Below are 13415 nucleotides of genomic sequence, written 5' to 3' on the forward strand. Positions count from 1 at the left end.
ATAATGGTGCATTACGCATGGATCATCGCTTTCACCGGTGCACTCGTCACTATTCTGGCCCATGGCTTCGGCAGGATGTCCTATTCGGTCATTCTGCCGCCCATGAAAGACGGCCTTATGCTCAATTACACGCAGCTTGGATCCATCGCGACGGGTAATTTCATCGGCTATCTCAGTCTCGCCATAATAGGCGGCTTTCTCGCCGCCCGCTTTGGAGTGAGGCGGGTCGTTTTCTTCTCCCTTCTTGTGATCGGAGTAAGCCTTTTCCTTACAGGTTTTGCCGATTCTTTTTCCTTCGCTTTTGTAATGAGGCTTATAGCCGGGCTGGGTAACGGGGGAAGCTACGTTCCAATCATGGCCCTGCCGGCCGCCTGGTTCATCGCGCAAAAAAGAGGACTTGCAACGGGGATAGTATCCGGCGGCATAGGCACGGGGCTTTTCCTCTCGGGGATAATCCTCCCTCCCATTATCTCGGCTTTTGGAAAAGACGGGTGGCGCTACGCATGGTATTTCCTGGGGATAGCGGTCTTCGTTCTCGCTTTCGTCTGCTATGCCTTCCTGAGAAACAGCCCTTCCGAAAAAAGTCTTTCCATGTACGGGGGCGTCGAAGAGCAAAAAGGCGGCCCGAAGGTCACCCTCTTTTCGGCCTTCAAGGACGTTGTCGTGGAATCGGAGATCTGGAAACTGGGAGTGGTCTATTTCATGTATGGATTCTCCTATATTATCTATCTCACCTTTTTCGTCGCTTTCCTCACCAGGGAGATGGGGGTAAGCTCAATCTCGGCGGGAAGGATCTTTGCCGTACTCGGTATCTTCAGCATATTCTGCGGCGTCATATATGGCTGGATATCCGACGTGCTCGGGAGAAGGTACGGATCCATGATCGCCTACCTCACCCTTGCTCTGTCCTACCTCATCTTCGCCTTCTGGAGGGACACCACGGGCTTCTACGTATCGGCGGTGATCTTCGGCGTAGCCGCCTTTTCTATCCCCACCATCATGGCCGCGGCATCGGGAGACGCCGTGGGCGGCCGCCTCGCTCCTGCCGGTCTCGGCTTCATAACTCTATTCTTCGGCATAGGTCAGGCCCTGGGCCCGCTGGCGGGAGGCTACATAAAGGACACCACGGGGACCTTCACTTACGCATTCCTCCTTTCCGCAGGGGTCTCACTGCTGGGAGCGTTCGGATCTCTGATCCTCAAGAAGAAAGCCTGACGTCCGGACGAAAGGCTTTCTTCTTCACGTTTCAGGCAGGAGAATCCTATCCCGGGTGTGGTTCTATTGTCATTCTCCTGTGTTTCTTGAAACTTGCAGTGTGGGCTTTAGTCTTGACACGCCAGCGCCGCTTTTGCTACTGTTTTGTTGCCTTATGCGATAATGGCCGGAGATTGAATGGCAACACCAAAGAAGACTGCTCAGCAATGGTTTCTTGAAGCCTATCATTATCATCTGCTTGAACAATCCGTCGACAAGGCCATCAAGGCATACAGGAGGTGCATACACCTCGACCCCGCTTACACTGATGCATATGTCAACCTCGGACTTATCCATCTCAAGCGGGAACAATACGAGAAGGCCCTGCAATATTTCGCCCGCGTCGCCCAGCTTGAACCCGAAAATATAGAGGCATATATCAATCTCGGTTATGCCTATGAAAAAATGGACCGTTTCGGCAGCGCGAAGCAGATGTACGAACACGCGCTGAAGATCAACCCGCGGCACATGGAGGCCTTCGTCAATCTCGCCAACATCGCTGAGATACAGGCCGACTATAACGGGGCCATCGATCTATGGAAGAAGGCCATCGAGGTGGACCCTAACGCCGCTCAGCCCCATTTTTTCCTGGCAGCCACCTATGACCGGCACGACATGTTTGACGAAGCCATCGAGGCGTACGGGCACACCCTCGCCATCGACCCCCATCATTTAAAGGCCCTCTTCAATCTCGGGCGTCTTTACATACAACAGGGTGAGCCGAGGAAGGCTTTCGATGCCTTTGCGCGTATCGTCGAATTGAACGGCGACAACACTGCGGCATGGAACTACCTGGGGTATATTTACGAGACGCTGGGAAGCATCGACCACGCCATATTTGCATACAGCAATTCCCTCATTATCAACAACTACCAGGAAGATGCTCATTACAACCTGGCCCGGCTGCAATATCTTCAATACCGCTCCGATCCGGACCCGGCCATGCTGGAAGGGATTAAAGGCAGACTGCAGTATGTGGCTTCTGTAAACCCCAACAACCGGGAGGCAAAACAATTGCTGGGTATGATCCGGCTCCACAGGTCAAGGGAAGAAAGAACAGTTATAGACCAATAACCAGATGACCAAGCACCAATAATCAATCCCCAATACCGGGGCTGAAGAAGTGCTTTTCTCCTGGTTATTGCCCTCTCCTATCCCTCCAATTTCTTCATGATGACGCTCAGTATTTCACTCCACACGGAGACGGGGTCAACCGTCGGCGAAGCGGTAAGCTGGGGATTCTTTTCGAGTGTCTGGGCGGCCAGGACCCCCGCGACCTTTCTCTTCTGATCGATACCTGTATCCCTTGTCTGCTCCACAATGTGAGGAGGTATCTCTATCTTGATCTTGCACCCGGCGACAGATACCACATCCGGCTCTGTCTCGACCTCTTCCGCGACACCTTCGACGGGTATCTGAACATGAGCAGCCTCTTCCGCGGGTGGCGGTGGCGGTGGCGGTGGCGGTGGCGGTGGCGGTGGCGGTGGCGGTGGCGGTGGCGGTGGAGGTGGAGGTGGAGGTGGAGGTGGAGGTGGAGGTGGAGGTGGAGGTGGAGGTGGAGGTGGAGGTGGAGGTGGCGGTGCGGCCATCTCGATGATCCCTTCTTTTGCCTCGGCGGGCGTGAATGTTTCCTCGGGCTCCGGCTCCGGCGTCGTCTCTTCGACTACCGGTTCAGCTTCTCTCTGGAATCTCAGTTCCCGTCCTGATTCCGGCTCAGCCTCAACACGCACCGGCTCAGTTTCTTCCTTTGCCTCAGGAACTGTCTCAAGCTCCTCCTGGACAGGCTCTTTCCCCGACATCGGGGGACCGGCAAAAAACTGGCCCCCCGGAGCCGAAGGCGTCGCGGTAGGGGACGCCGGCCGTTCCAATACTGGTGGCGGTGGCGGTGGCGGTGGCGGTGGCGGTGGCGGTGGCGGCGGTGGTGGCGGCGGTGCAGCCATCACGGGCCTCTCCGGTGGTGGTGGCGCACCTATCGGTGGAGGTGGTGGAGGTGCGGCCATCACGGGCCTCTCCGGTGGTTGCGTCATCCCGGCTGGAGCTGGTTCTATGTCAGGCAGCTGGGCTGCCTTTGCCTTCCTCGCCGGCCGCTCCTTAAGACTTCTCTTCTGCACCGCAGGGCCTGTCATCTTCAGAAAACGCTGACCGATCTGCTGGACAACGTCTCCGGTAATGACGTCAAAATTATTCGTCTCTCCCGCCTTAAGGCATAATTTTGCTATCTTGTTGATAAGGCGGGGCACTCCGTTCTCGGAGTACTGATAAAGCCTGCGAATGGCGTCATCCGTAAATATATCCCTCGCTGCGCCAGCCATTTTCAACCGTGTGCCGACGTAATTCCTTACAAGCTCTTCGCTCTCCATCTTCTCGATCCTGTTGTAGGTGCCTATTCGCTGGAACAGGTTGGCCCTCTTGGGATGCTCAAGCCTCTTTGCAAGTTCCATCTGGCCTGCAAGGACTATGGTGAAGAGATTTCTCGTATCGTCCTGCATGTTCGTGAGAAGCCGCAGGCTTTCGAGGTTCGTCGGAGATATGGCATTTGCCTCGTCAATGAAGACAAGGACCTTTTTGCCCTCATCGGCCGTCTCAAAAAGCAATTTGTTGAAAACCTCAAGAAGCTCGGTCTTGCCCCGGATCTCGCATTCCTTGCCCGTTAGCTGGCCTATGATCTCACGGAGTATCTGCACGAAGGACATGTCGGGGTTTGTTACAAAAGCTATCTTGTACTTGCTCTGTTCGAGCGAGTCGAGAATAAGCCGCAGCGACAACGTTTTGCCAAGGCCAACATCGCCCACGATCACGGTGAGGCACTCATTTCCCTCCTCGATCGCAAAGAGCGTCTCTGCTACGGTATTTTCTACTGAAAGATGAGAATCGACATACATCGATGGGTCTGGCACATTATCGAACGGCGGCTTTTTTAGGCCCCAGTAGTCGGTGTACATGTGTTGTATCCTCCTTCTGTCAGGCAAACAGGCACTGCCTGGCTGATTCTCATCACAGCGTCATTGTTCTTTCGTTACATCTGCAAACTGCCGCTCAAGTAATCCACGACATCTTCAAGGAGAAACCGCCTGAGTTTCCCTATCTTGTAACTTTTGATCTCCCTTTCCTTCACCAGGCGGTAGAGCATGCTCTTGCTTATCTGGAGCATTGTTGAAACGTCATTAAGGTTCAGCATGCGAGTGGTATAAACAGGCTTGAAATGGAAATTGAACGCCGTGCTCCCGTCGGCTGTCTGTTCCATGGACATCTTCACCCCATGATGCTTACCGCTCAAGAGGTCTTTTATGCAGTTCATGGACTGGACCACCTCCGATTGCTGGGGACTGAGCTCGATGGAGAAGATCTGCTCTTCCTCTCCCGCCACTTCCTTGAATATGAGATGATCTCCGTCCTGGATATTGAAGCTCTCGGGCGAACCTATCATGGGAGCGGGGGCCGATACCTCGGGGATTTGCTCTATCTCGGTGACTTCCTGGTCGCAAACCGGATTTGTGGCAGGCGGGGCTGTATGAATCTCAACAACAGGATCCTGTGCCGTCTGCGCTGCCGTCTTTCTCCGTTTGACTATGCAAATCTTTTCCATGACTCCCCTTTAGCTAAGGAAATTTATTATATGTCGTCATTATCGCCATCTCTAAAAAACCCTTTACTTCACTATTAAAACCGATATTTATGCGCATTCTGTATTAATTTACTTGCGAAACCGAACTCACTACATTAAAACTTATTCCAAAAAAGCTGTCAATCAAATTTCCTCGGGCAAACAATCTGGCATTTCCCTCCTGACCAAACCCTTGCGCTTACAACTTGAAGAGCCGCAAAACACGGCAATCGCTCAATGGTATCGAACCCGATGGTTTCCTTGAATTACCAGAGACCGCAACAGTGGCGGGCAAACAGGAGATGCTCGATGAGGCAAAACGAGAACCATAACCGGCAAAACGGATAAAAACATATTCTATCGTCTTCATGATCCCGCCGCCATCCAGGAAGGTCATACAATCACTATGCTTGTGCGTTCGACTCACAATATAAAAGATGTGGCAGCCTCTGTCAACGCATTTCTCTTTACAGCGTAATCGCGGAAGGGGCGCCGCAGGGGAAGTCCCTTGTCACGCATAACTGTTGCAATTTGCCATTGCAGTGAGGTAGGATGTCACCCATCAGGCATATGAAATGTCGACTAATCCCTTCCTTCCGGTAAGACTTTACCTTGCCCGGCGCCTTACACCCGCACGCATATTTATCCTCGGGTTTATTTTTATTATTCTCGTCGGAACGGTATTGCTGTCACTTCCGTCGAGCTCCCAGCAGGGGCGACTCAGTTTCGTCGATGCCCTTTTCACGTCCACATCAGCCGTGTGTGTCACGGGTCTCGCCGTCATAGACATTGGCAGGGACCTGTCCCTGAGCGGCCAGATCATAACCCTTTTCCTCATGCAGGCGGGCGGCCTCGGCATCACGACGTTCTCCGTCCTGTTCCTGGGAATGATGGGCCTCGGCATTTCAGCCAAGAGCAGGGACATCGTCCAATCAACACTCATCCATTCCCCGGGGATCGATTTCTTGCATATTCTCAAATCCGTCATTCTCTACACCGTTATTATCGAAGCGGCGGGAACAGCGATACTGTTCCTGTGCTTCGTTGATGAGGCCAGCCCCGGCACAGCAGCCTGGCGGGCGGTCTACCATGCCCTGTCGGCTTTCAATAATTGTGGATACTCGCTCTTTTCCGACAGCCTGACGGCCTATCGTGACCACCCGGGTATTAACCTGACGATCATATCGCTCATCATCGTGGGTGGAGCCGGGTTTGTCGTCATCCATGAGATGCTGGATCGCAACAAAGACCGGGAGAAAAGGCTTTCGGTACATACCAGGATAGTCGTCATCACTACCTGCGTCCTCATAGCGGTGGGAGCAATACTCTTGTACGTTCTGGAGAAAGACCATCTGCTGAAAGGCCTCGGGGTAGAGTCACGTGTACTCGTTGCCCTCTTCCAATCGGTTACCGCGAGAACCTGCGGCTTCAATACTGTCGACATAGGCGCCCTGACCAATGAATCGATTCTGATCCTTATGATCCTCATGTTCATAGGGGCTTCCCCGGGATCGACAGGGGGAGGAATTAAGACTACAAGCCTCGCGATACTTTTTCTCCTTATCTGGAACCGCCTCAAAGGAAGCATTCACGTCAATGTCTTCAACCGGACCATTCCCCAGGAAACAGTCACAAAAACCATCTCCATAATCTTCGCCTCGGCTCTGTCCGTCGTGCTCGTCACGTCTTTTCTCCTTCTCTTCCAGTCCTCTTCCTTGCCGCCGGACAAAACCCGTCATTTTTTCCTGGAATATCTATTCGAAGCTGTTTCCGCCTTCGCGACCGCTGGTCTGTCGATGGGCGTAACATCGCAGTTAAGCAGCATACAGAAATTCGGTATTACAATTCTCATGTTCGCAGGGCGGGTCGGCCCCCTCACGCTGGCCCTCGCGCTGACGCTGGCCTCACGAAAGAAAAGCATTGCCTACGCCGAGGAAACGGTGATGGTCGGTTAAGGAGGAGAAATGAAAAGGGTCGTCGTCATCGGTATCGGGATCTTCGGTTTCAACCTGGTAAAGGAACTCTACAAGAGCGGTATAGAGGTCATTGCCATCGACAAGAATAAAGATGTGGTACAGGAGATAGCTGAGTTTGCTACGAAGGCAATAGTGAGCGACGGCCTGGAGAAATATATCCTGGAATCCTTAGGCCTGAGGGAGAACGACGTGGTCGTCGTGTCCTTCGGCGAAGATCTTGCGGCAAGCACACTGATAACTCTCCACCTGAAACAGCTGAAGATAAGGAACATTATAGTCAAGGCACCGAACGTCGAATACAAACAGGTCCTGGAAAGCGTTGGCGCGACGGAGGTTATCATCCCGGAAAAAGAGATGGCAAACAAGGTTGCAAAAAGCCTGATAACCCCGAACATTCTCGACTACATCCCCCTCGCGGAGGATTATATCATTGGTGAGATCGCCCCGCCTGTAGCCTTCCACGGAAAAACACTCGCCGAGGTGCACCTCAGGAGCAAGCATAATATCAATGCCATTGCCATAAGAGACACGCTTACAGACACAATAAGGATGGTGCCTCCCAATTACGTGATAAAAGACAGCGAGATACTGGTCGTCATCGGAAAGTCGAAGGACATAGACGGGCTCCAATAAAAGGGGGTGTTCCGTCATTCTCCCCCACACCGGGCGACCGGAATGATCTGCCGGGCGCGGGACTCTTCAACGATCCTTTCATCCCCCTCTCTCGCGGGGGGAAAAGACCCTCTCCTTAAATTCGTTTCACAATGATTATCACACCGTATTTCCCCCATAGATTCCAAGGGTTAGAAAAAAGTATCCAGCAGGGCAATTTCCTGTTGCCTTATGTGACGAAAAGCGATAGGCTATGAAGCAATGGCCCCATTATGATGGTGATAACCGTCTCAAGATCCTACGGATCTGCTGGCAGTTTGTTTGCCCGTCGCATTGCTGACACCCTCGGGTTTGTCTATGCCGATGAGGCATTCATCAATAAGATCGGCCGTGATCCCGAGGTGTCCGAGGCTTTGCTCATGAGCCTCGAGGACGAACCAAGCCCTTCCCTGCTTCAGCGTTCCAAAGACCTTCTGTCACGAAAAAGCTTTTATAAACTGGCTCTTTCCGCATGCATTTACGACTTTGCCCTGAAGCACGACATCGTCTTCGTCGGCGGCGGGGCTCATATCATCCTCGAACACTATCCCGGGCTTCTGAGCATACAGGTCGTGAGGAACATGTCCGACCGTATCCGGGATATAGCCGCCGATAAATACATATCCTACGAGGAGGCGCTCGACCTCATCGAGCAAAAAGACAGGGCAAAAAATAAATTCATCAGCTACTACTTCGACTCGGACCTCTTCGACCCTCTGAAATTCCATATCACATTCAACGCCAGCCTCATATCGCTCAACGACGCCCTGACCTTCTCCGCCGGCTTCGCGAAGAAACACTTTTCCGAAGTCAACCGTGAAGAGGCTCAGACATTTCTTAGAAAAAAGCTCCTCGAGAAGAAAGCAGAGATACTTCTTGCCGGCAGGGACATCGCCGGCGATTTCGGCAAGGTTGCCTTCGAGGCGACAGGCCTCGATACGCTCCTCGTGAAGGGGGTCATAGGGAGTGAGGAGAAAAAGAAACGGCTTCTTAAGGCCCTCTGGAACCTTAAGGACCTGAAGAAGGTTGAAGACCAATTGAGAGTCGGAGTGCTTTCACGTCTCATATACTAATGCTATGAGAAAACAACGGATCCTTTTAATTTTAGCCACGACGGGGTATCTCGCCGTTTTGCTTTCCATTGTCTACTATTTCCAGCAATACACTGGTTCCCGGTTCCCTTTGTGGACTTGCATGTTTTTCGTTATTCTCCTCCTGTCCATCGCAATTTTTCCCCTGATTCTGCCGGAGTGGTGGTCCAAGAACTATGCCGTGTTAACCCTTCTTCTCGCTATACCCGCCGCCTTCGCGGTTTTGACGTATGAATGGATTCTCCTCACCCACGCCCTGCAGGAGTATATTTCTTTCATCATTCTCCTGGGCTCCCTCTTCACAATCTCGGGGGGGATCGTCATCCGACTCGGTGCCAGAGGTACGCCGATGCTGAACACGCTCCTCCTGTTCATCGGCGCCTTCTTTGCGAACTTCATCGGCACAACGGGGGCCAGCATGGTGCTCATACGGCCCATGCTCAGAGCAAACCGGGCAAGAAAACACCTATCGCACGTCTTTATATTCTTTATATTCCTTGTTTCAAACATCGGCGGTCTTCTCACTCCGCTCGGTGATCCACCGTTGTTCCTCGGTTTTCTGCGGGGCGTTCCCTTTGTCTGGACGATGAAGCTCTTCCCCATCTGGATCTTCGCGGTATTCATCCTTCTGGGAATCTTCTTCCTCCTCGATTCTTATATGGTCAGAAAAGAGATTAAAAGCTCCAGTTCCTTCCTGGAGGCAGTCGATGAGATGCCCCATAAGAAGGTGGAGATCAAGGGCAAGATAAATTTTGTCTTTCTTCTCATGGTCATAGGCTCACTCTTCCTCCCCCAGATCGTAAGAGAGATCGTCATGCTCGCAGCCGTGGCCCTCTCCATATATTTCACGTCTGTCGCCCTTCGTGAAGAAAATGCCTTCACGTATCACCCCATCATCGAGGTGGCTATCCTTTTTGCCGGAATATTCGTGACCATGGTGCCTGTTATGAAGATCCTCAGCATGAGCGGAAGCGAACTCGGCATCACAAAACCATGGCAGTTCTTCTGGATCACGGGCATTCTCTCCAGTTTCCTCGACAACGCCCCGACATACCTGATCTTCTTCTCTTCCGCCCAGAACGTCGCCGACACGTTGGGCATTGTGAAAAATCTCATTGTCGGTGTGCCCGAGATGTATCTCAGGGCCATCTCGGTAGGCGCTGTATTGATGGGGGCCAACACCTACATAGGGAACGGACCGAACTTCATGGTCAAGGCGATATGCGAAGAAAACAACGTCAGTATGCCATCTTTCTTCGGATATATATTGTGGTCTGTTACTTTCCTCATCCCCGTATTCCTCTTGATCATGCTTGTCTTCTTCCTCTGATACTTTTAAACAATCATGTCACCGCAGGTCTTCGGTACCGGGGGGCGTCATTCATTTATCGTTTTTGAAGGCTCTTAGTGATCCGGTGGCTGGATTACGGGAACATATGGCGTTGTTTATCACATTCAAAAGAGGGGTTGGCCGCAAAACACGGGATGTTACACACCGCGCCCATTTCGATGACGCCGCGTATCAACTCTTTCACGCCTTCAGATCGTCTCGGGCTCTCGATCTTGCCCTCTCGATCATAACAATCCCGATATAAGCCAGAATGAACGTGGGAATCAGAAGAAATCTCAAAGGTATCTTGTCGAGCTTCATCTTCTCCAGGGAAAAGGGGGATTTTGACGTCTGCCCGGCGGTAGCTCCGTCGACTGATCGTGCACCCTCGGCCGCTGTTTCTTCTGTCAGCCTTATGCCGACGTTATAGAGATTGTACAAGAACCCTTTGTCCTTATCAAAACCGGAAACGAAGGGGAGAGCAAACAAGGGGATACATATCCCGATAATGATCAATGCAATACCTCTTTTTTTCCCGGTGTCCATAAGTTTCTTAATATATCACAGTTGACCCCCGGGGGAGCTATTTTTTTCCCTTGTTGTGACAATTGACATGTGGCGGGGCCGCGGGATATGATACAAAAGAATTCAGTCATGTCTCGTAAGGAAAAACAATGAAAAGAAAGAAAACCAGGCAGATCAAGGTCGGAGGGGTCCCCATAGGCGGCGGAAGTCCTATTGTCGTCCAGTCCATGCTCAAAACAAACCCGGAGAATTTCAGTGAAACCCTCGAACAGACGTGGGAATTGAAAAAGGCCGGATGCGAACTGGTCAGGATCGCCCTGCCCCAGGAAGAGACCTGCAAGATCATCCCCTTTCTCAAAAAGGAAGTGGAGGTGCCCATCATAGGCGACATCCATTTCAACCACAAGATAGCCTTGAAGGCAATGGAACTTGGCATAGACGGGATCAGGATAAATCCCGGCACGATCAACAACCTGCGCAAGATGCGGGAGATCGCCGCCATGGCCCTTGATACGAAGACGCCTGTCAGGCTCGGGATGAACATCGGTTCCATCGAGAAAAGGGTTCTCAAGAACCATGCGAGACCCGGTGCGGATGCCATGGTGGAAAGCGCCCTTTATCACATCAATCTCTTTGAAGATATCGGCTGGACCCAACTCAAGGTTTCCCTCAAGGCATCCGACATCAGGGAGACCATCGACGCCTACAGGAAGTTCGCGAAAAGGTCCGATTACCCTCTTCACGTGGGGATAACCGAGGCGGGTCCCGTTTTTTCCGGCGCCATCAAATCGGCCATAGGCATCGGCATACTCCTCCATGAGGGTATAGGAGACACCATAAGGGTTTCCCTGACAGGAAATCCCTTATACGAGGTCATCGCCGCCTACCACATCCTGCGCGATCTTGGGCTAAGGAAACGGGGCATCAACATAATCTCCTGCCCCACATGCGGCAGAACCAAGGTCGACCTCGCCGCGATAGTCGAGGAATTCGAAAAGGAAGTCAACCAGTTCGACTCCTATCTGGACGTGGCCATCATGGGCTGCGAGGTCAACGGCCCCGGTGAGGCACGGGAGGCGGACATAGGTCTCGCCTTCGGCGCAAACAGCGCCATGCTGTTTAAAAAAGGCACGGTCGTCAAATCCGGCATCCCAAGAGAAATGGCGAAAAACATACTCCAGGAAGAGATCTTTAATATGGTAAACGGATAGAAGACGGTTTTATATCTGAGAGTCTTTTCAAGTGCGCCGGTCAGTAAATGTCTTTTCCTGAAACCTGAAACCGTCTTTATTTCGTCTGTTTCCATACATGGAGAATTCTCTGCGCCACCGTCACATGGGTGAGGACTGCCAGAGCTATGATGATGCAGCCCAGGAGGAAGGGGATGAAGAGGCCGACGATGAGAAGGACAAGCCGCTCAGGTCTCTCGAGGAGGCCTGTTTTCCCGGAGAGTGATGCGGCCTCCGCCCGGGCACGGGCATAGGGTATAAGCGCCGTGCCTATTGCCGCGACGAGGGTCGCCATGGCGTATTCCATACTTCCGTGACGGACGTAGACGAAAAGGATGGCACCCATTACGGACATGTCGGTGTACCTGTCGAGGACGGAGTCAAAAAAACCGCCGAAACGCGTCACCCTGCCGGAGCCGCGGGCGATAGCGCCATCGAGGATGTCAAAAAAACCGGCCGTGAGAAGACACGCCGCAGCGGTCGCCGGATACTCCATGAAGATCAGCGCGGCCGCCAGGAAGCCGAATAAGGCACCCGCGCAGCTTATGACGTTGGGTGATATTACTTTTTGTCCGAAAATGGATCTGTACAAGAAAAGGATCGCTGGATCAAGCCGGTGACCAATCTTCGAGCTTATCACTTGGGGCCCCCTACCGGAACCTCTCGCCCCTGATAAACTCTTCCACCATCGTCCGCGCCGTCTCGTCCGGGTACTGCCGGATGGGATGTTTCATGGTGTAGGCCGAGATGGACTCCAGAGTTCCGCCTATGCCCCTGTCGCGGGCGACCTTGCAACACCTCAGCGCATCTATGATGCAACCGCCGCTGTTCGGGGAATCCTCCACGGAAAGCCTCAATTCACAGTCGATGGGTACGTCGCCGAATATCCTTCCCTCGAGCCTCATGAAGCAGATCTTGTTGTCCTTCTGCCAGGGCACGTAATCGGAGGGGCCTATGTGGATGTTGTCAGCCGGAATGGGGACATCAAGGGTGGATTGCACGGCCTCCGTCTTCGATATCTTCTTGGATTTCAGCCGCTCCCTGTTGAGCATGTTGAGAAAATCGGTGTTACCGCCGGTGTTGAGCTGATACGTGTTGTCGAGTTTGACCCCGCGGTCATTGAAAAGCTTGGCGAGGGTCCTGTGTATGATCGTCGCCCCTATCTGGGATTTGACGTCATCGCCTACCACGGGTATCCCCTTTTCTTCGAAACGCCTGGCCCAGGTATCATCTGAAGCGATAAAAACGGGGATGCAGTTTATCAGGCTGACCCCCGATTCCAGACAGCATTCGGCGTAAAATCGTGCCGCCTTCTCGGAACCTACGGGCAGGTAGTTGAGCAGAATGTCGACCTTATACTCTTTGAGAATCGCCGCCACATTGACAGGCTGCTCATCGGCAACGACGAAGGAGCGCTCCGGTGGATACTGTTTCATATGGGGCGCCACACCGTCAAGGACATGGCCCATGAGGACGGTGACACCTGTGAGCGGAATCTCGGCTTCTATGGTCTTTGTGCAGTTCGGGGCCGCGAAAATGGCTTTCTCGAGAGGCATCCCGACCTTGCGCTCATCAATGTCGAAAGCAGCCACGACCTTGATGTCCCACGGCTTGTAGCCGCAGATATCGGTGTGCATGAGGCCGACAACGTCTTCGCTTTTTCGGGCGTAGTAGAAGATACCCTGTACCAACGAGCTTGCACAGTTTCCCACACCGGCAATGGCAACACGAATCTCTGGCATTGCATCTCCTTCT

At 52.7% G+C, this 13415-nt stretch carries 12 protein-coding genes; 7 read left to right on the forward strand and 5 right to left on the reverse strand.

Annotation, left to right across the window (positions count from 1 at the left end):
• Together PHC90_07320 and PHC90_07325 are read left to right on the forward strand one after the other, a co-directional pair.
• Positions 1-1215, forward strand: a 1215-nt coding sequence (locus PHC90_07320; GenBank protein MDD3846158.1) for an MFS transporter, incomplete at its 5' end; no start/stop codon positions are given.
• A 177-nt stretch (positions 1216-1392) separates the two neighbouring features.
• On the forward strand, positions 1393-2328 hold the full coding sequence (locus tag PHC90_07325; protein ID MDD3846159.1) for a tetratricopeptide repeat protein: 936 nt from the start codon (positions 1393-1395) through the stop codon (positions 2326-2328).
• A 77-nt stretch (positions 2329-2405) separates the two neighbouring features.
• On the opposite strand, the gene PHC90_07330 is transcribed toward PHC90_07325, so the two are convergent.
• Complete coding sequence (locus tag PHC90_07330; GenBank protein ID MDD3846160.1) at positions 2406-4196, reverse strand: AAA family ATPase; 1791 nt, start codon at positions 4194-4196, stop codon at positions 2406-2408.
• A gap of 74 nt (positions 4197-4270) precedes the next feature.
• Complete coding sequence (locus tag PHC90_07335) at positions 4271-4840, reverse strand: helix-turn-helix domain-containing protein (protein MDD3846161.1); 570 nt, start codon at positions 4838-4840, stop codon at positions 4271-4273.
• 593 nt (positions 4841-5433) lie between these two features.
• Between PHC90_07335 and PHC90_07340 the strand changes: the two genes are divergently transcribed.
• The 4 genes from PHC90_07340 to PHC90_07355 all read left to right on the forward strand — a co-directional run bounded on the left by PHC90_07340 (position 5434) and on the right by PHC90_07355 (position 9906).
• A complete protein-coding gene (locus PHC90_07340) occupies positions 5434-6813 on the forward strand; it encodes a TrkH family potassium uptake protein (GenBank protein ID MDD3846162.1) in 1380 nt (459 codons plus the stop codon).
• 9 nt (positions 6814-6822) lie between these two features.
• Positions 6823-7467 (forward strand): TrkA family potassium uptake protein, encoded by a 645-nt coding sequence (locus tag PHC90_07345; GenBank protein ID MDD3846163.1) that lies wholly within the window; start codon positions 6823-6825, stop codon positions 7465-7467.
• 251 nt (positions 7468-7718) lie between these two features.
• Positions 7719-8558, forward strand: coding sequence for a cytidylate kinase-like family protein (locus tag PHC90_07350; protein ID MDD3846164.1), 840 nt, complete (start codon positions 7719-7721; stop codon positions 8556-8558).
• A 4-nt stretch (positions 8559-8562) separates the two neighbouring features.
• Positions 8563-9906 (forward strand): sodium:proton antiporter, encoded by a 1344-nt coding sequence (locus tag PHC90_07355; protein ID MDD3846165.1) that lies wholly within the window; start codon positions 8563-8565, stop codon positions 9904-9906.
• Between the two features lie 201 nt (positions 9907-10107).
• Here PHC90_07355 and PHC90_07360 read toward each other — a convergent pair whose 3' ends face one another.
• A complete protein-coding gene (locus PHC90_07360; protein ID MDD3846166.1) occupies positions 10108-10452 on the reverse strand; it encodes a hypothetical protein in 345 nt (114 codons plus the stop codon).
• 128 nt (positions 10453-10580) lie between these two features.
• On the opposite strand from PHC90_07360, the gene ispG reads away from it, so the two are divergent.
• Complete coding sequence (ispG, locus tag PHC90_07365) at positions 10581-11642, forward strand: flavodoxin-dependent (E)-4-hydroxy-3-methylbut-2-enyl-diphosphate synthase (GenBank protein ID MDD3846167.1); 1062 nt, start codon at positions 10581-10583, stop codon at positions 11640-11642.
• Positions 11643-11718: 76 nt separating this feature from the next.
• Here the strand turns inward: ispG and PHC90_07370 are convergent, their stop codons facing one another.
• The gene (locus PHC90_07370; protein ID MDD3846168.1) at positions 11719-12300 is read right to left on the reverse strand and encodes a CDP-alcohol phosphatidyltransferase family protein; all 582 of its coding nucleotides are present in this window, start codon (positions 12298-12300) and stop codon (positions 11719-11721) included.
• 10 nt (positions 12301-12310) lie between these two features.
• Entirely contained in the window at positions 12311-13402 is a 1092-nt protein-coding gene (locus PHC90_07375) for an inositol-3-phosphate synthase (protein MDD3846169.1), read from the reverse strand.
• Between the last annotated feature and the right edge of the window lie 13 nt (positions 13403-13415).

It is taken from the genome of Syntrophorhabdaceae bacterium (assembly GCA_028698615.1).
Taxonomy (GTDB): domain Bacteria; phylum Desulfobacterota; class Syntrophorhabdia; order Syntrophorhabdales; family Syntrophorhabdaceae; genus Delta-02.